20 protein-coding genes are annotated in these 17,432 nt (G+C 73.4%); 9 read left to right on the top strand and 11 right to left on the bottom strand.

What is annotated here, in order from left to right; all coding sequences use genetic code 11:
• Positions 1-99: 99 nt before the first annotated feature.
• The 5 genes from C1703_RS04390 (at position 100) to C1703_RS04410 (ending at position 5,607) form a co-directional block, all read left to right on the top strand.
• The gene (locus tag C1703_RS04390; protein ID WP_114250631.1) at positions 100-1,044 is read left to right on the top strand and encodes an alpha/beta fold hydrolase; all 945 of its coding nucleotides are present in this window, start codon (positions 100-102) and stop codon (positions 1,042-1,044) included.
• A 156-nt stretch (positions 1,045-1,200) separates the two neighbouring features.
• Positions 1,201-1,776, top strand: coding sequence for a dihydrofolate reductase family protein (locus tag C1703_RS04395; RefSeq protein WP_114250632.1), 576 nt, complete (start codon positions 1,201-1,203; stop codon positions 1,774-1,776).
• Between the two features lie 69 nt (positions 1,777-1,845).
• On the top strand, positions 1,846-3,741 hold the full coding sequence (locus tag C1703_RS04400; RefSeq protein WP_114250633.1) for an SMI1/KNR4 family protein: 1,896 nt from the start codon (positions 1,846-1,848) through the stop codon (positions 3,739-3,741).
• Positions 3,742-3,945: 204 nt separating this feature from the next.
• The gene (locus tag C1703_RS04405) at positions 3,946-4,842 is read left to right on the top strand and encodes a DMT family transporter (RefSeq protein WP_114257293.1); all 897 of its coding nucleotides are present in this window, start codon (positions 3,946-3,948) and stop codon (positions 4,840-4,842) included.
• Between the two features lie 15 nt (positions 4,843-4,857).
• Positions 4,858-5,607, top strand: coding sequence for an SDR family oxidoreductase (locus C1703_RS04410; RefSeq protein ID WP_114250634.1), 750 nt, complete (start codon positions 4,858-4,860; stop codon positions 5,605-5,607).
• A 101-nt stretch (positions 5,608-5,708) separates the two neighbouring features.
• Here the strand turns inward: C1703_RS04410 and C1703_RS04415 are convergent, their stop codons facing one another.
• The 4 genes from C1703_RS04415 to C1703_RS04430 form a co-directional block, all read right to left on the bottom strand.
• The gene (locus tag C1703_RS04415) at positions 5,709-6,494 is read right to left on the bottom strand and encodes a DNA-formamidopyrimidine glycosylase family protein (RefSeq protein WP_114250635.1); all 786 of its coding nucleotides are present in this window, start codon (positions 6,492-6,494) and stop codon (positions 5,709-5,711) included.
• Between the two features lie 10 nt (positions 6,495-6,504).
• Complete coding sequence (locus C1703_RS04420) at positions 6,505-6,876, bottom strand: VOC family protein (protein ID WP_114250636.1); 372 nt, start codon at positions 6,874-6,876, stop codon at positions 6,505-6,507.
• A 137-nt stretch (positions 6,877-7,013) separates the two neighbouring features.
• A complete protein-coding gene (locus tag C1703_RS04425; RefSeq protein WP_114250637.1) occupies positions 7,014-7,955 on the bottom strand; it encodes a DUF6397 family protein in 942 nt (313 codons plus the stop codon).
• Positions 7,956-8,081: 126 nt separating this feature from the next.
• A complete protein-coding gene (locus C1703_RS04430; RefSeq protein ID WP_114250638.1) occupies positions 8,082-8,495 on the bottom strand; it encodes a roadblock/LC7 domain-containing protein in 414 nt (137 codons plus the stop codon).
• Positions 8,496-8,599: 104 nt separating this feature from the next.
• Between C1703_RS04430 and C1703_RS04435 the strand changes: the two genes are divergently transcribed.
• The gene (locus C1703_RS04435; protein ID WP_114250639.1) at positions 8,600-9,028 is read left to right on the top strand and encodes a PPOX class F420-dependent oxidoreductase; all 429 of its coding nucleotides are present in this window, start codon (positions 8,600-8,602) and stop codon (positions 9,026-9,028) included.
• Between the two features lie 57 nt (positions 9,029-9,085).
• Here the strand turns inward: C1703_RS04435 and C1703_RS04440 are convergent, their stop codons facing one another.
• The 5 genes from C1703_RS04440 to C1703_RS04460 form a co-directional block, all read right to left on the bottom strand.
• Positions 9,086-9,691 carry an ATP/GTP-binding protein gene (locus C1703_RS04440; RefSeq protein ID WP_114250640.1) on the bottom strand — a complete coding sequence of 202 codons (606 nt, stop codon included), beginning with the start codon at positions 9,689-9,691 and terminating at the stop codon, positions 9,086-9,088.
• A gap of 84 nt (positions 9,692-9,775) precedes the next feature.
• Positions 9,776-10,186, bottom strand: a complete 411-nt coding sequence (locus C1703_RS04445; protein ID WP_114250641.1) for a DUF742 domain-containing protein — start codon at positions 10,184-10,186, stop codon at positions 9,776-9,778.
• Between the two features lie 22 nt (positions 10,187-10,208).
• Positions 10,209-10,646, bottom strand: coding sequence for a roadblock/LC7 domain-containing protein (locus tag C1703_RS04450; protein ID WP_114250642.1), 438 nt, complete (start codon positions 10,644-10,646; stop codon positions 10,209-10,211).
• Positions 10,643-13,180: a nitrate- and nitrite sensing domain-containing protein gene (locus C1703_RS04455; protein ID WP_114250643.1), complete on the bottom strand. Its 2,538-nt coding sequence runs from the start codon at positions 13,178-13,180 to the stop codon at positions 10,643-10,645. The genes C1703_RS04450 and C1703_RS04455 overlap by 4 nt, the downstream gene beginning before the upstream one ends.
• A gap of 83 nt (positions 13,181-13,263) precedes the next feature.
• On the bottom strand, positions 13,264-14,046 hold the full coding sequence (locus tag C1703_RS04460; RefSeq protein ID WP_114250644.1) for an MHYT domain-containing protein: 783 nt from the start codon (positions 14,044-14,046) through the stop codon (positions 13,264-13,266).
• 152 nt (positions 14,047-14,198) lie between these two features.
• On the opposite strand from C1703_RS04460, the gene C1703_RS04465 reads away from it, so the two are divergent.
• Positions 14,199-14,798: a class I SAM-dependent methyltransferase gene (locus C1703_RS04465; RefSeq protein ID WP_114257294.1), complete on the top strand. Its 600-nt coding sequence runs from the start codon at positions 14,199-14,201 to the stop codon at positions 14,796-14,798.
• 9 nt (positions 14,799-14,807) lie between these two features.
• On the opposite strand, the gene C1703_RS04470 is transcribed toward C1703_RS04465, so the two are convergent.
• Positions 14,808-15,710 carry an oxygenase MpaB family protein gene (locus C1703_RS04470; protein WP_198678088.1) on the bottom strand — a complete coding sequence of 301 codons (903 nt, stop codon included), beginning with the start codon at positions 15,708-15,710 and terminating at the stop codon, positions 14,808-14,810.
• Between the two features lie 100 nt (positions 15,711-15,810).
• On the opposite strand from C1703_RS04470, the gene C1703_RS04475 reads away from it, so the two are divergent.
• Both C1703_RS04475 and C1703_RS04480 read left to right on the top strand, forming a co-directional pair.
• The gene (locus C1703_RS04475; protein WP_114250645.1) at positions 15,811-16,107 is read left to right on the top strand and encodes a hypothetical protein; all 297 of its coding nucleotides are present in this window, start codon (positions 15,811-15,813) and stop codon (positions 16,105-16,107) included.
• A gap of 135 nt (positions 16,108-16,242) precedes the next feature.
• The gene (locus C1703_RS04480) at positions 16,243-17,154 is read left to right on the top strand and encodes a hypothetical protein (protein ID WP_114250646.1); all 912 of its coding nucleotides are present in this window, start codon (positions 16,243-16,245) and stop codon (positions 17,152-17,154) included.
• Between the two features lie 43 nt (positions 17,155-17,197).
• On the opposite strand, the gene C1703_RS04485 is transcribed toward C1703_RS04480, so the two are convergent.
• Entirely contained in the window at positions 17,198-17,380 is a 183-nt protein-coding gene (locus C1703_RS04485; protein WP_114250647.1) for a hypothetical protein, read from the bottom strand.
• Positions 17,381-17,432 lie beyond the last annotated feature (52 nt).

Consider the following 17,432-nt stretch of genomic DNA (forward strand, 5'->3'; position numbering starts at 1 on the left):
GTCGGCAGTGCACGGGCCCTCCGGCCCCTTTGATGATACAGCCGTACCATCATCGTGGTACGGTCGTACCACAAAGATGGACCGTTCCGGGAGGTAGCCGTGTCCTCGTCCGCAACAGCCCCCCGCCAGGCCGATGTCGGCCGCTTCGTCAGCGACGCCTGGCGCGAGCGGTACTTCGCCGCCTGCGACGCCGTCTACGCGCTGGGCGCACCGGCCTCCTGGGAGCAGGACGTGGAGACGTCCTTCGCGACCACCCACGTCTACCGCTACGACCCGGCCGACCCCGCCGCCCGCGACCGCACCCCGGTCGTCCTCGTGCACGGCGCGGGCAGTGCCTGCTCCGCCATGTGGTATCCGAACACCGCCGACCTGAGCTCCGAGCGGCCCGTCTACGCCCTCGACACCCCGGGCGATCCCGGCCGCAGCGTCCAGCGCGCGCCCATCCACCAGCCCGAGCGGGCCGCCCAGTGGCTCGACGAGTCCCTTGCCGCGCTCGGACTCGACCGGGTCCACCTCGTGGGCAGCTCGTACGGCGGCTGGCTCGCCCTGAACCAGGCACACCACAGGCCCGAGCGCCTCGCCTCGGTCACCCTGCTCGATCCGGGCGGCCTGGAGAAGGTGGGGCTGCGCTTCTTCGTGTGGATCTTCGCGAGCCTGTTCGCCACCTTCGCCCCCAAGGCGCTGCGGCCCCGCCTCGCCGCCTGGCTGGAGCAGCCCGTGCTCGTGGTGCCGGAACTGCGTGCCATGGTCAGGAGCGGAGTGCGCGCCTACCGCATACGCCGCCCTGCCCCCCTGCCCCTGTCCGAGACCGAACTGGCGGGCATCACCACGCCGCTGTACCTGCTCATGGGCAAGCGCAGCCTGCTGGTCCACCCCCAGCGGCAGCTGGAGCGCGTCCCACGACTCATCCCGGGCGCCCGGGCCGAGATCCTCTCCGACACCGGCCACGGACCCCAGATCGACCATGCCGAGCGGAGCAACCGCCTGATGCTGGACTTCATGGACGCCGTGGAGCGCGGCGGGGCTGATGCGGTGAGGAGGTGATCGGGCGGGGTCCGGGCTGGCCGCGTTCTCCTCGGTGGGTGCGGCGATGAGTTCCTGGTGCGTGCGGGGTCTGTCGGTGTGACGGCCGGTGATGTTCCACCCGGGAAGATCGCCGTTCCGTACCCGCACCGATCGCCCCCGCGCGAGGAGAACCCCATGACCGCCACCTACACCTTCGACGTCTTCTCCAGCCTCGACGGCTACGGCACCGCCCGCGCCGGCTGGACCGGCTACTGGGGCAAGCAAGGTCCCGAGTTGCTCGACCACCGCCTTGAGCTGTACGGCGCGGAACAGCGGATGGTCTTCGGGGCCAACACCTACCGGGCGTTCGCGCGGATGCTGGCGTCGAGCACCGAGGAGTCCGACGTACGTGACCCATGGGTCACCCGGATGAGGAACCTGCCCGCCACGGTGGTGTCGACGACGCTGGAAGGCCCCCTCGACTGGCCCGACGCGACCGTCGTGAGCGGTGACGCCGTCGACGTCGTCACCCGGCTCAAGGAGGAGTCCGACGTGCCGTTGCGCTCGCACGGCAGCCTGTCGATGAACCGGGCGCTGATGGCGGCCGGCCTGGTCGACCGCCTGCAGGTGACGCTCTTCCCCGTCATCACCGGCCGGACCGGGCTGAACCCGGTCTTCCAGGGCGCGGCCGACTTCGACCTCGAGCTGGTCGGGCACCGGACGCTCGACGGTCACATCCAGGAACTCGTCTACCGGCCCACCCTCCACTGACCCGTGCACATGCGAAGAGGGCCGCGGATCGCAGGGGCACTGTCAGTGGCGGGTGGCAGCATCGGTCGCATGACGGACACCACGGCATTCGACTGGCGTTCCTTCCTGCTCAAGTGGAGCGGGGAGTGGGCGGATTCCCTGCCGGACGACGACACGCGGAGCGCGGACGACGAGGCCGCGCGGCAGGCGCGGTGGCTGGGGTTCCCACCCGCGTCCGAGGAGCGGATCGCGGCCATGGAGGAGCGCCTCGGCCGCCGGATGCCCCCGTCGTACCGGGAGTTCCTCAAGGTCAGCGACGGGTGGCGGCACGCGGGCGGCTTCGTGTGGCTCCTGTCGGGCACCGAGGACGCCCGCTGGCACGACAACGAGTCGGGACTCGCCGACCTGACGGAGGAGTACCTGGACGAGGACGCCGGGCCCGAGGAGCGGCGGGAGGCGGACCTCTGGCGGCGCGGACTGCAGCTCGACGTCGAGGCCGACGCCACCTACGTCCTCCTGGACCCCGAGGACGTGGACGAGGACGGCGAATGGGCCGTGTACACGTGGGCGAGCTGGCGGGCCGCGCCACCCGAGCGGCACGCGAACTTCCTCGCCTTCATGCAGGACATGCACCGGGAGTTCCACAGCCTGCGCGCGCACCGGGGCGACGGGGAGCCGGAGTTCGCCAGCGACACGACGCGCGAGCTGGACGCCCGGATGGAGGAGGCCCGGCTGGAGGCCCTGCGCGGCGACTGGGAACAGGCCGGGAGGGCGCTGGACGAGGCCAAGGAGTACGGCAGACCGCGGGCCGCGGGGCTGGGCGACCAGATACGCCGTCTGCTCGGCGAGACCTCCATGGTGTACTTCGACGGGCTGGTGACGGACCCGCGGTACGCCCCCGAGCTGCTGCCGCCGCTGGTCGCCGAGCACGCGGCGCACTCGTACCGCGACGACTCCACGCTGCTCTTCCATCTGCGGGGCGCCGACGAGGACTTGGTGTCTCTCGCCTACGCGACGCTGGACCAGGTGCGGAACGGCACGTACCGGTACGCGCCGGCCGGACCGTTCGGGGAGGCGGTCGAGCGGGCGCGGGAGCTGGCCCGGTGGGGGGACTCCGACGGGGCGTGGCGGACCCTGACCGACGCCCTGCCCCTGTGGGAGCCGCTGGGGCCGGACCATCTGGCGCCGCTGGCCTGGGTGGCCGATCCCCTGCTGGGGCCGCTGCTGACTCCGGAGCGGGGCCGGGAGTTGCTGTCCACGCCGAGGGGCGGGCAGGAGGGTGAGGCACCGCGCCCGGGGGCCGGGCTCGACCCGGGCGGCCTGGCGTGGCTCGCGGAGCCGGACCCGGGCAACAACCGCACGTCCTACCGGTTCGTCCTCGTGGAGGGGGTGGAGCCGGAGGAGCTGCCCGGACGCCTCGCGGACGGGGACGGCGCCGTGCTGAACGAACCCATGACCCTCTGGGAGGCGCGCCGCGGGTCGCTGGGCAGCCAGCAGGAGTTCTCGTCCTTCGACGACAGGGCGCTCATGGCGGTGGGCCGGGCCGGCGCCGGCTGGAGCTTCGCCTTCGACGGTGATCCCGCCCCGTTCGACCAGCGGCGGTTCGTCTCGCCGGCCGCGGCCGCCGGCGCCGGCACCCGCGCGGTGGTGGTGTGGAGCGGCCTGAGGCCATGGCACGGGGAGCCGTTCTTCCACCTTTCGGTGGCGCTGGACGGTGTCGAGCAGTACGCGTTCACCCACGCGGACGGAGAGACCCGCCGGAGCGGGGAGATACCGCGGGCGCTGGATCCGAGCCGGTTCTTCGGCGGCGCCCCGGAGGACAGCGCCGAGGTGGAACGGCCGCTGCTGGAAGCGGTGGGCCAGGAGTTCGGTGTGTCGCTGCCGCGTCATGCCATCGTCAACGGACGGCTGCACACGTTCACCACCCGCTCCTGGACGCGTCCGCCGCGGGACGGCGAGACGTACGCGGTGCTCCGGATCGGGTAGACCGCAGGGGGTCGGTGATCTCCTCGGCCGGGGGTGGAGCCGGGGGCGCCGGGCCGGGCGTGGAGCCGGGCCGGGCCGGGCGTGGAGCCTGGCCGGGCGGAGACGGCCCGTGCGGCTCCGATCGCGGCGGCGCCCCGGTCCGGCGACCATGGCAGGAGGAGGCCCAGCCGGGTCACACGCCCGCCGATCCGGGAGGTGACCACGCTGCACACCGTGCTCCCCGTCGTGTTCGCGGTCTGCGCGGCCTTCAGCAATGCCGTGGCGACGGTGCTGCAACGCAAGGCGGCGCTCACCGTGCCGCGCTCGGAGGGGTTCCGGGCCGGGCTGATGCTCGATCTCCTGCACCGGCCCGTCTGGCTGGCCGGGATCCTCGCGGTGATCGGCGCCGCCGTCTGCCAGGCGCTGGCGCTGGCGACCGGGCCGCTGACGATCGTGCAGCCGCTGTTCGTGCTGGAGCTGCCGCTGACCCTCGTCGTCGCCTCGCTGCTGATGCACCGGAGGCTGCCGGGCACGGGCTGGCTGGCCATGACGGTGGTGGTGGCGGGGCTGGCGATCGCGCTCGCCGCCGCGTCGCCCACCGGCAACCGCACCCATGTGGAGCTGGACCGCTGGATCCCCGCGCTCGCCGTGTGCGCGGGGGCGGTGGTGGGCCTCGCCCTGGCCGCCGTCCGCCGCCCGGAGGGCCGGGCCCGGGCGGCGTTCCTGGGTGCGGCGACGGCGATCAGCTACGCGGTGACGGCGGCGCTGATGAAGGCCGCCACCCACATCCTCGACGACCAGGGGATCCTGGGGTTCCTCACCGCCTGGCAGACGTACGCGTTCGCCGCGACCGGCGTGTGCGCCCTGTTCCTGCTGGAGAACGCGATGCAGGCCGGTCCGCTGGTCGCCTCGCAGCCCGCGCTCACCCTCGGCGACGCGCTGGTGAGTCTCGCCCTCGGCATCCTCCTGTACGAGGAGACGGTCCGCTCCGGCTGGTGGCTGCTGCCCCAGCTGTTCGGTGCGGCGCTGATCGCCGCGGGCGTCCTGGCGCTGGCGCGGATCCCGCTCACCCAGTCGCTGGTGGCGCCGGACGAGGAGCGCCGGCCGGCCGAAGCGCCCTGAGCCAAGGAGGTCACGATGGGACGTCTCGACGAGCAGGTGGCGATCGTCACCGGTGGGGCCGGGGGCATCGGAACAGCGGTGGCCCGCGCCCTCGCGGCCGAGGGTGCCGCCGTCGTGGTCGCCGACATCCGGGACGCCGAGGGCGCGGACCTGGCGGCACGGCTCGGCGGCCGGGCCCGCTTCACACACCTGGACGTCACCAGCGAGGACGACTGGCAGCGGGCCCAGGCCGAGACCGAGCGCGACCTGGGGCCGGTCTCGGTCCTCGCGAACATCGCGGGGATCATCGACTGGGGCCCGATGGGGGAACAGAGCCCCGAGTCCTTCCGCCGGGTCGTCGACGTCAACCTCACGGGCGCCTGGCTGGGCATGCGCGCCACGGCGCCGTCACTGCGGCGGGCCGGCGGCGGCGTCATCGTGAACATGTCCTCCCTGTCCGGGCTGATGGCCTACGCCGCCATCGGGGCGTACGCGGCCAGCAAGTGGGGGCTGCGCGGACTGACCAAGAGCGCCGCGCTGGAACTGGCGCCCGACCGGATCCGGGTCTGCTCCGTGCACCCCGGAGCCATCCGCACCCCCATGACGGCCGGCTTCGACGACGCGTACACCGCCGGGCAGCCGATCCCCCGCTTCGGCCAGCCCGACGAGGTCGCCCGCATGGTGCTCTTCATCGTCACGGACGCCACCTACTCGACGGGCTGCGAGTTCGTCCTGGACGGCGGCATCCTCGCCGGACCACCGGCCGTCCTGGACCCCGACGACTGACGACGTCCCGACGGGCGACGACCGGCGGCCGACGCCCCGCCGCGGCCGACCACCCACCGCGGCCGACCACCCTCCGCGGCCGACCACCCTCCGCGGTCGACTCAGCCGTCCGGCTGGCACCGCGGGCACCACACCGTGCCGCGGCCCCCCATCCGGGACCGGCGCAGTCCGGTGCCGCAGCGCGGGCACCTCGGGTCGCGCTCGTCGCGATGGCCGGTGAGCCAGGAGTCACGCGGCGGGACGCAGCCCGCGGAGACGGAGGAGCGCAGAGTGCGGCGCATCTCGCTGTACAGGCGACGGCGGTCGGTCTCGGCGAGATCACGCGCCGGGCGGTCGGGGCGCAGCCGGGCACGCCACAGGATCTCGTCGGCGAGCAGGTTGCCGAGCCCGGCGAGGACGGACTGGTCGGTGAGTGCCGTCTTGAGCGCCCCGCGCCGCGACGCGAGCACGGACTCGAACTCCCGTCGGTCCACCGCCAGCGCGTCCGGCCCCTGCCGCCCCAGCAGCCGGTCGATGTCGGCCTCGTCGTGGGCCAGCCACAGCCCCTGGAGCTTGCGCTGGTCACGGAAGCGCAGCTGACGTCCGCCACCCAGGGTGAACAGGACCCGGTCATGCGCCTCCACGGGATCGTCGGCACGGCCGCAGACCAGCCGGCCCGTCATCCCGAAGTGCAGCACGAGGGTGGGGCCGCCGGTGCGGGCGAGCAGCCACTTGCCGTGCCGCTCCGGCGTGCCGAACCGCCGCCCCTCCAGCGCGTCCCGCAGGCGCCGGGCGTCGACGCCGTGCAGGACACCCGCGTCCCGCACGTCCACGCCCCGGATGACCCGGCCTTTCGCGCAGGACTCGAGCACCTGGCGGAACCCCTCGACATCGGGCAGCTCGGGCATGGCCGGCGCGTCAGGGCTCCTGGAGGACGGAGAGCACGTTCCCGGCCGGGTCGGTGAACCACGCGATCAGCGGGCCGCCGCCGCGGAAGATGCCCTTCTCGTCCACCTCGAACTGGTCGTACCGCTCGAACCGCACCCCTCTCCTGCCCAGCTCGTCGACCGCGGCCTCGATGTCGTCGACGGGGAAGTTCAGGACGGTGTACGTCGCCGGGGCGTGGTCCGGCTTGGGGTAGACCAGGATGTCCCGGTCACCGGCTATGTGCAGGAACAACATGCCGTTGTCCTCGGACACCCGCAGCCCCAGCGTGTCGCCGTAGAAGTCCCTGGCCGCGTCGATGTCGTCCACGGAGAAGCCGCTGTACGCCTTTGTCTCACCGAACATGATCGCCTCCGGAATGGGTCTCCTCTGGTGTCGGACACGGGCATCCCGCCTGGGTTCACGTGACCGTGTACCGCGTCCGCGGGGAAGTAGACGGAGGCACGGGCGCGGCCGGTCCGCGGGCTGTGGGGTGGCTGGGTTCAGCCCACAGGACGCCGGCTTCTGCGGCGCAGCCAGGCCAGCAGGCCGTGGGCAGGAGCGTGGCCCAGGGGTGCGGGCCGGTCTCCGGGTGGAACCAGGCCTGCGGCCAGGGGCTCCGGAGCTGATGGTGGTGTCGGGGCCGGGGCCTGCTGCGGGGTCGGGCGTGGGGCCGGTCGCTGCCTGCGCGCCGTCTCCATCGTGTGGGCGAGGTCCGCGCGGAACCAGGCCACTTCGTCCGGCTCGCTCGCTGTCATGAGCGTCTCGGCCAGGTCGGCGGCGGGTGAACCCGGTGCGCCGTGTGCCGGGAGCCGGGGGCGGCAGCGGTCCAGGTGGGCGCGCTCGTAGGGGTCCCCGACGACGTCCGCCACGTCGGCGGGGTCGAGGAAGCAGGCGACGGCCGCGGCCCGCGCCCAGGGGTCGTCGCCCGCCTGCCGCGTCAGGAATCCGACGTGGCGTCCCCGCCAGTTGCGGGGACGCCGGTCCAGCCCGGCCTTCTGCCCCTCCCGGATCTCCGGGGGTGTGCGGGCGCCGGTCAGCAGTGGGACGTTGCTCTGCTCGGCCGCGAACTGCTCCAGCTCCTCGGCCAGATACAGCCAGACGACGGTCCGGTATCGGTTGAGGTAGAAGCGGACGGGAACCAGCAGGCCGTGGCGGGCGAGGTTGGTGAACCTGCTGGGCGCCACGTCCAGGAGCTCGGCGCCCTCGGTGGTGCCGACCGTCGCGACGCGTCGGCGCAGGTCGTCCGGGAAGGCGTCCCCGGCGCGCAGCCGCTCGATCTCGGCGCGGGCGACACGCCGCCCTCCGCCGCCTTCGTCGGGAACGGTCCGGATGAGCCCGAGGTTCACCGCCAGGTCGAACTCGCCTCGCCTGAGGCCGAGTTCGCGGGCGGCCCGGCTCGGGGCCCAGCAAAGCCGGTCGGGTCGGGTGCTGATGCCTGACATGGTCGGTCTCCCCCGTGGAGTCAGCGGCTCGCGCCGTGTGCGGTCGCCGTGAAAAAACCGTAGCCGCTTCGGCGGATCGCGTGGCGAGCCTGTGGATAACTCCGCGGGGGATGACGAATGCGCAGGTCAGACGTCTGTTATGGGTTTGCGTTCGGGCTGGCGCGCATCCACGTCGAGATGCTCGCCGACCCGGTTGACCAGCAGCGTCATCTCGTAGGCGATCTGCCCGATGTCGGCCTCGGCGCCGCTGAGGACGCACAGGCAACTGCCCGTGCCCGCCGCGGTGACGAAGAGCACCGCGTCGTCGAACTCGATCATCGTCTGGCGTACGCTGCCCGCCCCGAAGTGCCGTCCCGAACCCTTGGCCAGGCTGTGCAACCCGGACGACACGGCCGCGAGGTGCTCCGCGTCCTCGCGGCGCAGTCCCGTACTCGCGCCCGTCACCAGGCCGTCGTTGGACAGCACCAGCGCGTGCCGCACCTCGTGGACTCGCTCGGTCAGGTCGTCCAGCAGCCAGTCGAGCCCCTGGTTGTGCGCCATGTCCCGATCTCCCCGTTTTCTCCCCGTGCGATTCTCCTCCTGGCCGGAGGATCTCCACGCCAGCCTTCCCCACGACCGCTGTCGGGGCAAGGAGGATGGGAGCCATGGCAGAGAAGATGACCGACGCGCAATGGCGGGAGTTCGTTTCGTACGGCACCCGCACCGGAAAGCTCTCCACGGTACGGGCCGACGGGAGCCCGCACGTGACCCCGGTCTGGTTCGTGCTGGACGGGGACGAGTTGGTGTTCAACACCGGCAAGGACAGCGTGAAGGGGCGCAATATCGCCCGGGACGGCCGGGTCGCGCTGTGCGTGGACGACGACCGGCCGCCGTACTCCTTCGTGGTGCTGCGGGGTCACGCCCGCGTCTCGGAGGACCTGGACGAGATACGGCGGTGGGCCACCCGCATCGGCGCCCGGTACATGGGTGAGGACCGCGCCGAGGAGTTCGGGGCCCGCAACGGCGTCCCGGGTGAACTCCTCGTCCGCGTCAGCATCGACCGGGTGCTGGCGGAGCGGGACGTGGCGGACTGACCACGCGGGCCCGCGGCGGGCAGCCGGCCGCCGCGGGAGCGGACGTCGGCGCCCCGGTCAGCCGACCGAGTCGAGGAGCCGGGCGGTGTGCATCCGCCCGGCGTACTCGACCAGACGGATCAGGACCTCTTTCCCCGAGTCGCGGTCCCGGGCGTCGCACAGCACCACAGGGGTGCCCTGGTCGAGGTCGAGGGCGCGCGAGACGTCGGGGGCGCCGTGCCGCCGGGCGCCCGCGAAGCAGTTGACGGCGACCACGAACGGGATGCGCCGGTGCTCGAAGTAGTCGACCGCCGGGAAGCAGTCCTCGAGCCGGCGGGTGTCGGCGAGGACCACCGCACCGAGCGCTCCCTGCGACAACTCGTCCCACAGGAACCAGAAGCGGTCCTGCCCCGGTGTGCCGAACAGGTACAGGGAGAGGCCGGACCGGATGGTGATGCGCCCGAAGTCCATGGCGACGGTCGTGGTGGTCTTGTGGTCCACCCCTTCCGTGTCGTCCACCGACTGGCCCGCCTCGCTGAGCAGTTCCTCGGTGCGCAGCGGCCGGATCTCGCTGACGGCTCCCACCAGGGTGGTCTTGCCCACGCCGAATCCACCGGCGACCAGAATCTTCAGCGCCAGCGCGGCGGTCTCGCCGTCCGCGGCGTCGGAGTGCTCGGAGACCATTGATCACTTCTCTCGGGAGGGCCGGCAACGGGTGGCGTGTGTACGGGCTGGGTGTGCATGCGTACGGGTGGGGTGTGCGTTCATCTACAGCGCTCTCAGTCCCTCGATCACCTCGCGCAGGATGCGTTCGTCGGGCAGCTGCGCGGGTGGTACGGGGCGGCTGACGGTGACGCAGCCGAGTTCCAGGAGGTCGCCGAGGAGGACCCTGACCACGCCCACGGGCAGGTCCGCCCCGGCGGCGAGTTCGGCGACCGACTGGGTCTCCGTGCGGCACAGGCCGATCAGGGTCCGGTGTTCCGGGCCGAGCAGGGCCTCGTCCGCGCCGGGCGCGCCCGGGTCCAGCGTGACCAGGGCGATGAGGTCGAACCGCACGCCCGTGGGGCCGGGTTGGGTGCGTCCGCCCGTCATGGCGTAGGGGCGCACGAGGGGGCCGGCCTCGTGGTCGTACCACTGGCTTCCCTGCTCGCGCGGGGTGCCCGTCATGTCCTCGGTCATCTGCGCGGACCGCCCTCCCGGCTCATCCGGCGGCGGGGGGCCGCGCGCCGACGCGGGGCGCCGTGCCGAGGTGCTCGCCGACCCGCTTGACCAGGCGTGCCATCTCGTACGCCACGAGTCCGATGTCCGCGGTCACGGCGGTGAGGAGGGCGAGGCAGGAGCCGTCGCCCGCGGCGGCCACGAACAGGAAGCCCTCGTCCATCTCCACCATGGTCTGGCGGACGCCGCCGGCACCGAAGTGCCGTCCCGCTCCCTTGGCGAGGCTGTGGAAGCCCGAGGCGACCGCGGCCAGGTGCTCGGCGTCCTCGCGGCGCAGGTCGCTCGAGGCGCCCACGGCGAGGCCGTCGTTGGACAGCACCACGGCGTGCCGTATCTCGCTCACGCGGAGCACCATGTCGTCCAGCAGCCAGTCGAGTTCGCCGGAGGGCCGGGCGGTCCGTGTGCTCGGGTCCTGGATCATGCGGGGTCTCCTTCGCTGCTGTCGCTGCCCGCCGCGGGGCCGGGCGTGGTTCCGCGGCCGGGTTGCCTGCCGCCGCCGCGCGCCCAGCCGTCGCGGTAGGCCGCCATGCGGTCCCGTACGAGTTCGGGGGTGCGGTCGTCGTCCCCGGAAGCCGGTGTGGGCGGGTGCTCCTCGGGGCGTCCGTCGCGCAGTTGGGGAGCGAGACTGGCCTGCCGTACGCGGCGTGGGAGGTCGTCGGAGCCTTCGGGCTGCTCCTGGGGGCGGTGCAGTCGCAAGGTGGCGACTCCTGGGGGCGGGGTGTGGCCCGGGGACTCCGCGCGGCCGGTGGTCTCCGCGGCGGCCGGTACGGGAGCCACGAGGGCGCGCCGGTCGGCCGGTGCGGTGACGGGGTCCTGGAGGGAGTGGTCGTCGGGCACGCGCGCGTAGGCGCGTTCCTCGGGCTGCCGCGCGTGCGCCGCCTCCTCCGGGGAGCGCTGCGCCGCGCCGGTGTGCAGCAGGGCGGTGGGCAGCAGGACGACCGCCGTGGTTCCGCCGTACGGGGAGGTCCGCAGGTGGACCTTGACGTCGTGCCGGGCGGCGAGCCTGCTGACCACGAACAGGCCGAGCCGGTCGCTGTCGAACAGGTCGAGCGCCTCGGACTGCGCGATGCGGCGGTTGGCCTCGGCGAGGGTCTCCTGGCCCATGCCGAGGCCGCGGTCCTCGACCTCGACGGCGTAGCCGTTGCCGACGGGTTCGCCGGTGATCCGCACGCGCGTGTGGGGCGGCGAGAACTGGGCGGCGTTCTCGATGATCTCGGCCAGGAGGTGGGTGAGGTCGGCGACGGCCGTGCCGATGACGGCTGCCTCGGGGAGTTGCCGTACCTCCACGCGCGCGTAGTCCTCGACTTCGGAGACGGCCGCGCGGACCACGTTCGTCAGGGAGACGGGCATGCGCCAGGCCCGGCCGGGGGCCGCTCCGGAGAGGATGATCAGGCTCTCCGCGTGGCGGCGCATACGGGTGGTGAGGTGGTCGAGGCGGAACAGGTCGCTCAGTTCGTCAGGATCGTCGGAGCGGCGTTCCATGCTGTCGAGGAGGCTCAGCTGCCGGTGGACGAGGATCTGGCTGCGGCGGGCGAGGTTCACGAAGACACCGGAGATGCCGCTGGCCAGCTCGGCGCGTTCCACGGCGGCCCGCAGCGCGGCGCGGTGCACGGTGCCGAGGGCCTCGGCGACCTGCGCGGTCTCGTCCTCGGCGGGCGGCCCGGGCGGGGCCTCTGCGCGGACGTCGATCTCCTCTCCCGCGCGCAGTTTCCGCATGGCCTCGGGGAGTTTGCGCCGGGCGATCTCCAGGGCGCTGTTGCGCAGGCTCACCAGCTCCACCACGAGCCCGCGTCCGATGCGTACGGAGATGACGAGCGAGGCGGCGACGGCGGCCAGGCCGAGCAGGACGGCGGCGCCGGCCGGGGTGAGCAGCCCCCGGGTGAACGGGTCGGCCCGCTCCGCGACGCCGCGTGCCGCGTCGTCCTCGATGGTGCGCATGCCGTGCTGCACGCGCGTGTGCGCCGTGTTCCAGGTGTGCTCGGGTGCCGCCTCGACGGCCTTCGCGCCCGGCCCGCGGGCGAGGATCCTGTCCTCGGCGTCGCCCAGGCCGGCGTAGGCGCTGCTGTCGGAGAGGGCGTCCCAGGCGGAGCGTTCGGTGCCGCGCAGGTCCGCGACGGCCGATTCGGTGAGGGTGCGGCGCAGTTCGACGGCGCCGGTGAAGATCCGGAGCCGCTCCCCGTTCAGGGCGCCGTCCAGGCGGGCGCTCGCCAGCACGGCGTCCTCCCGGGCCAGTGCCTCTCCCGCGCGGGCGAATTCGAGCAGCACGCGCGCGTCGGAGCCGAGGTCGGCGTCCTGGATGCCGGTGAGGGCGCCGCCGACGCCGAAAGCCGCCGAGATGGTCCGGGTGTAACGGCTGTACGTCTCGGCCCAGTCCACGCGCCGGTCCCGTATCTCGGTCCGCAGCGGCCGCAACTGCTCGGCACCGGTGACGAACTCCTCCAGTCGGCGGGCGACTCCGGCGGGCAGTTCCTCGCTGTCGGCGACGGTGTTGTCCTTGCCGAGCCGCAGTTTCGCGACGGCCCGGTCGGTGCGCCGGGCGAGTTCGGCCAGTTCGTCCGCGCGTACGGCGGACGGGTCGGTGGCGTGGCGTACCGCGGCCGCGCGTTCGGCCTGGAGGGCGGCGACCGCCGCGGAGACCGGGGCGCGGACCGCGGCGTCCACGCGCTGGACCTGCCGGAGCCGGGAGACGTCCTGGGCGGTGGTCACGGTGGCGTAGGCCCACAGGGCCAGGAGGGAGACGACGGGCACCATCAGCAGGCAGACGATCTTGGCGCGCACGGTGCGGGGGCGGATGTGCCAGCGCTCCGCGCGCGGGGGTATTCCGTCCTGCGCGGTGCCCGGGGGTGTCTCGGGGCCTTCGTCGGCGGGTGGTCCGGCGTGCGCGCGGCGACCGCGCGCGGGCGGGGGCGGCGGCGTGTCGGGGCCGGCCGCGGGGGTCCTCCGGGGTGTACGCATGGACTCCTCGCTCGGGAGTGGTTCGGCGGTGTGCCACCGCGGCTTCGGGGCGAGCCACTCGGGCTTCGGGGGTGCCGTTGGGGCTACGGGCGCTGATGGGCGGGAGTACCGACCGGCCGCTGGGCCGAGGCGGTCGCCTCGCGCTCCCCCGCCGTCGGCGACAGCGCGACGAAGGCCGAGGTCAGGAAGAGGTAGGACCCGAGGCCGACGGCGAGGGGGAAGATGAACTGCATCGCCGTGGCCCCGGGCAGGGCCTCCCCGGAGGGTGTGACGCGCACACTCACCGCGAACATCCCGGTGTAGTGCATGCTGCTGACGGCCGCGCCCATGATCAGGGAGGCGAGGGTGACGGCGACGGGCGACTTGATGTTGAGCGCCGCCCACAGGGCCGCCGTCGCGGCGACGACGGCGATCAGGACGGAGAGCCCGACGAGCACCGGGTCGTAGGTCACGTCGCCGTGCAGGCGGACGGCCGCCATGCCCAGGTAGTGCATGCTCGCGACGCCTAGCCCGGTGGTGAGCCCGCCGAGCAACAGGGCCCGGCCGCGGTCACGGCCGTAGCCGACGGCGAAGACGCCGGCGCAGACGACGAGCATGGCGACGAGCAGGCTCAGGAGGGTCAGCGGCACGTCGTAGCGGATGTCGGTGCCGGCGACGCTGAAGCCGAGCATGGCCACGAAGTGCATGGTCCAGATGCCGGTGCCGATCGCCGACGCGGCGGTGACGAGCCAGTTGCGGCGTGAGCGCCCGGTGGCGGCGAGCGCGCGGACGGTGCAGCGCAGCCCGAGGGCGGCGCCTATGCAGGCCATCACGTACGACAGCGCGGGGGTCAGCCACCCCAGGGCGGCGTGGTCCAGGTGTCCCATGGCCCAGGGACGCTAGACCCGCCAGGGGCGCGTGAAGGGGGCGCATTTCGAAAGGTGTTGGAATATGACGCAGAGATGTACCGGAACGATCGGGTCACGCTCGAACATGTGCACTGAGGCGTCATCCGTGCCGGTGAGGAATCATGCGGTACATGAGCGACGAGCAGACGCGTGTCCAGGAGTTCTTCACCGCCCGCGCCGCCGACTGGGACACCCGGTTCCCCGACGACGGCCCGGCCTACGCCGCAGCGGTCGCGGAGCTCGGGCTGCGTGCGGGCGACCGTGTGCTCGACGCGGGGTGCGGCACCGGGCGCGCCCTGCCGCCGCTGCGGGCCGCCGTGGGACCGTCCGGAGTGGTCCTCGGGGCCGATCTGACCCCGGCCATGCTGCGCGAGGCCGTACGGGCCGGACGGGACCGTGACGGGGCGTTGCTGCTCGCGGACGTCGCCGCGCTGCCCCTGCGACCGCGGTCGCTGGACGCCGTGTTCGGGGCGGGTCTCATCTCGCATCTGCCGAGCCCGGCCGAGAACCTGCGGGAGCTGGCGCGCGTGGTGCGTCCCGGAGGTGTGCTGGCGCTGTTCCACCCCGTCGGCAGGGCGGCGCTGGCGGCTCGCCACGGCCGCCCGCTCACCCCGGACGACCTGCGCGCCGAACCCAACCTGCGCCCGCTGCTGGCCGGTTCCGGGTGGCGCCTGACGTCGTACGTCGACGAGGACGCCCGCTTCCTGGCGCTCGCCGTCCGCGAGGACTGAACCAGCGTGTCACCGGGCCTCGGAGCCGGGCACCTCCACGTGCCGCACGGGGCAGCCCCGGACGCCGGGGACGGGGCGGGTGCCCAGGTCGGCGATCCGGTAGCCGTTCGGGTAGCCCTTGATCTCCCAGTTCTGCCGGGCGAAGTGCGGGGCGCGCCGGGGCGGCAGCAGGCGGACGGCACGCCCGCGCAGCCGTACCGCGCGACGCGCCCACGCGCGCGTGGCGGCGCTCGGCGAGGTGTAGCGGAAGGCGCGCAGGAGCGGGTCGTCGAGCAGCGAGAGGATCGCGGCGCGGAGCAGGGGCGCGAGCGGGCGCGGGTACCAGGAGACCATGAGGTCGAGCGTGGCGTCCGCGACGCGGCGGGCGTCCTCGTCCCAGGCGAAGTGGGCCGCCTCGTAGTCGTCGAGGCAGGTCTCGAACTCCTCGTACGTCTCGGGGATGTCCTTGATGCCCATGTGCCGGCCCAGCGTGCGGTAGTGGACGACGCTGGCGACGACCTCGTGGCTCGACATCCTGCGCCAGCCGTAGGCGTCGATCCACCGCCTGGGCATCACGACGAACGTGCAGAGCACGTAGCGCATGTCCTCGTCGCTGATGTCGTAGCTGCGGTGCATCTGGTTGATGCGGCGGATCGCGGTCCTGCCCTGCTGGGCGTCGAAGCCGTGCTCGACGATGGCGTCCAGCAGCAGCGAGGTGTCGTCGTAGCGCTTCTGCGTACGCTCCGTGAGCTCCGCCGTCTCGGCGAGCAGCCGGCCGATGCTCGGGACGGCGTAGGTGCGGTACAGGGCCAGCTCCAGGGAACGGGTGAAGTCCCACGGGAACTCGTACGCCACGCTCAGCCGATAGATGTCCGAGGCGTCCCGGTAGGGGTCCATGCGACGGATTCGTTCCAGCCGTTCGAAGCGCTTCACGGTACCCTCCCCTTCCTGCCACCGAAGGTCCAACTCTACGTTGGTGAGCGGGAGATGAACGGTGAGCGGGGAAAACGCACAGGGGGAAGGTGGTCAGCACATGTGGAACAAGGTCCGCAAGGCCGGAGGCAGAGTCGCAGGTGCCTTGCGCACGGAGACGAAGTCCGACGGGGACAAACGTCCGCACAATCTCTTCGAGGCCGCGGCCGTCTACGTCACGGCCTGCGCCGAGGACGATCAGGAGCGGGCCGACGAGGCGTCCGGCTGGGTGTCGCCGGAGGCGCTGTCGTTCGGCGTGAACGAGCTGGCCTGCCGGGCCGTCGTCGCGCTCGCGCGGGAACGGGGCGAGTCTCCGGGGACCGTGGCCCGTGAACTGCTGGGCCTGCCGACGGCGTGAGGTGCCCGGCCCGGACGGCCGATTCGCCCCGTCCGCCGGAAAACTGCAGCTCCGGGTGCGCCTGCGAGGTCGTGACAAGCGGCTTCCGGGCGCACTAGGGTGCGCGCCGTTGGACCAACGGATGGGGAGGCTGGGATGGCCGGGACGGACGAGGACGCCGTCGCCGCCGCGGACGATGCGCTCTATGTGCTCACGGCGGTGCTGCTGACGCCGGCGAAGTTCCCGAGCGTGCTGGGCGACGACTATCCGGAGGCGTGCGCGGCGCTCGGCCTCGCGCCGCTCGCCGACGGGTACGGGCTGGTGCTCGGCCAGGACGGCGACGGCGCCCGCTGGACCGTGGTCATCGACGACGTCTCCCTGGTGGCCGTCGCGATCGCGTCCTGGGACTGCGGCATGGAGTACGAACTGTCGCCCGACGAGCGCACGGTCGTCGCGGCGCTGCCCGGCTGGCCCCTCGCGGTCGCCGTCGCGGCCCCCGGGGTGCCCGCGCCCCACGACCCCGGCCCGGAGGTCGACGACCGGGCCCCGCTGGCCCCGCCGGACACCACCGTCTGGGGACCGGCGCAGCGGCGCCTGGGCGCCGACGAGATCGCGCTGCAGTGGGCGACGTGGCGGGAGCAGGTGGACGACGCGGCATTCGCGACACCGGGGCCCTCCAGGACGACGGGCGAGGGCGACGACGGCGCGGAGGACGGCGGCGCGGAGGACGGCGGCGAGGTGGCCGGCGGTCCGGAGCAGAGCGGGGGGAACGAGCGGAGCGGAGGGAACGGGCAGCCGGGCCACAGCGGCATCCGGCGCGTCCTCGCGGAGGCCCGCACCTACCTCGACTCGCCGCCGCCGCTGGGCCGGGTCCGCTCGTCCTTCGCGCCGGGCGACGCGCGGACCCTGCGGGCCGACGGTCCCGGCTGGTCGCTCGTGGCCAGGACCGACGACATCGCGTTCGTGCTGCTCGACGAGGAACCCGGCGAGGTCCTGCCGGTGGGCCGGGGGCCGGAGCTGCCGGGTCTCCTCGAGGCACTCGACAAAATGGCCGTGCGGCCGAACTGACCGGCGCGCGCCGGGGCGGCCGGCCGGGCTGCGGTGCGGCCGGTCAGCGGCCCAGTTCCTTGCGGGTGGCGCGGCGCAGCCTGCGCCGCTGTGAGGGGTCCAGCGTGAGGTACGCGGCGGCCGGGACTCCCAGGATGATCAGCAGCGCGGCCCACCAGGGCAGCCAGATCAGCAGGATGAGCCCGACCGCCACACCGCCCGCGGCGATCTTGGCGTTCTTCGACATGACTGTCGCCTCCTTCGCGGCCATTGCCGCTCTCTGTCCCGAAAACGGACCC

Source organism: Streptomyces sp. Go-475 (assembly GCF_003330845.1).
In the GTDB taxonomy this organism is placed as follows: Bacteria; Actinomycetota; Actinomycetes; order Streptomycetales; family Streptomycetaceae; genus Streptomyces.

Coding starts and splice junctions, on each gene's coding strand:
- C1703_RS04410 (WP_114250634.1), top strand. CDS start 4,858: ATGGGACGTCTCGACGAGCAGGTGGCGATCGTCACCGGTGGGGCCGGG.
- C1703_RS04485 (WP_114250647.1), bottom strand. CDS start 17,380: ATGTCGAAGAACGCCAAGATCGCCGCGGGCGGTGTGGCGGTCGGGCTC.
- C1703_RS04400 (WP_114250633.1), top strand. CDS start 1,846: ATGACGGACACCACGGCATTCGACTGGCGTTCCTTCCTGCTCAAGTGG.
- C1703_RS04475 (WP_114250645.1), top strand. CDS start 15,811: ATGTGGAACAAGGTCCGCAAGGCCGGAGGCAGAGTCGCAGGTGCCTTG.
- C1703_RS04440 (WP_114250640.1), bottom strand. CDS start 9,691: ATGGTCTCCGAGCACTCCGACGCCGCGGACGGCGAGACCGCCGCGCTG.
- C1703_RS04450 (WP_114250642.1), bottom strand. CDS start 10,646: ATGATCCAGGACCCGAGCACACGGACCGCCCGGCCCTCCGGCGAACTC.
- C1703_RS04460 (WP_114250644.1), bottom strand. CDS start 14,046: ATGGGACACCTGGACCACGCCGCCCTGGGGTGGCTGACCCCCGCGCTG.
- C1703_RS04455 (WP_114250643.1), bottom strand. CDS start 13,180: ATGCGTACACCCCGGAGGACCCCCGCGGCCGGCCCCGACACGCCGCCG.
- C1703_RS04480 (WP_114250646.1), top strand. CDS start 16,243: ATGGCCGGGACGGACGAGGACGCCGTCGCCGCCGCGGACGATGCGCTC.
- C1703_RS04395 (WP_114250632.1), top strand. CDS start 1,201: ATGACCGCCACCTACACCTTCGACGTCTTCTCCAGCCTCGACGGCTAC.
- C1703_RS04420 (WP_114250636.1), bottom strand. CDS start 6,876: ATGTTCGGTGAGACAAAGGCGTACAGCGGCTTCTCCGTGGACGACATC.
- C1703_RS04465 (WP_114257294.1), top strand. CDS start 14,199: ATGAGCGACGAGCAGACGCGTGTCCAGGAGTTCTTCACCGCCCGCGCC.
- C1703_RS04430 (WP_114250638.1), bottom strand. CDS start 8,495: ATGGCGCACAACCAGGGGCTCGACTGGCTGCTGGACGACCTGACCGAG.
- C1703_RS04435 (WP_114250639.1), top strand. CDS start 8,600: ATGGCAGAGAAGATGACCGACGCGCAATGGCGGGAGTTCGTTTCGTAC.
- C1703_RS04425 (WP_114250637.1), bottom strand. CDS start 7,955: ATGTCAGGCATCAGCACCCGACCCGACCGGCTTTGCTGGGCCCCGAGC.
- C1703_RS04445 (WP_114250641.1), bottom strand. CDS start 10,186: ATGACCGAGGACATGACGGGCACCCCGCGCGAGCAGGGAAGCCAGTGG.
- C1703_RS04415 (WP_114250635.1), bottom strand. CDS start 6,494: ATGCCCGAGCTGCCCGATGTCGAGGGGTTCCGCCAGGTGCTCGAGTCC.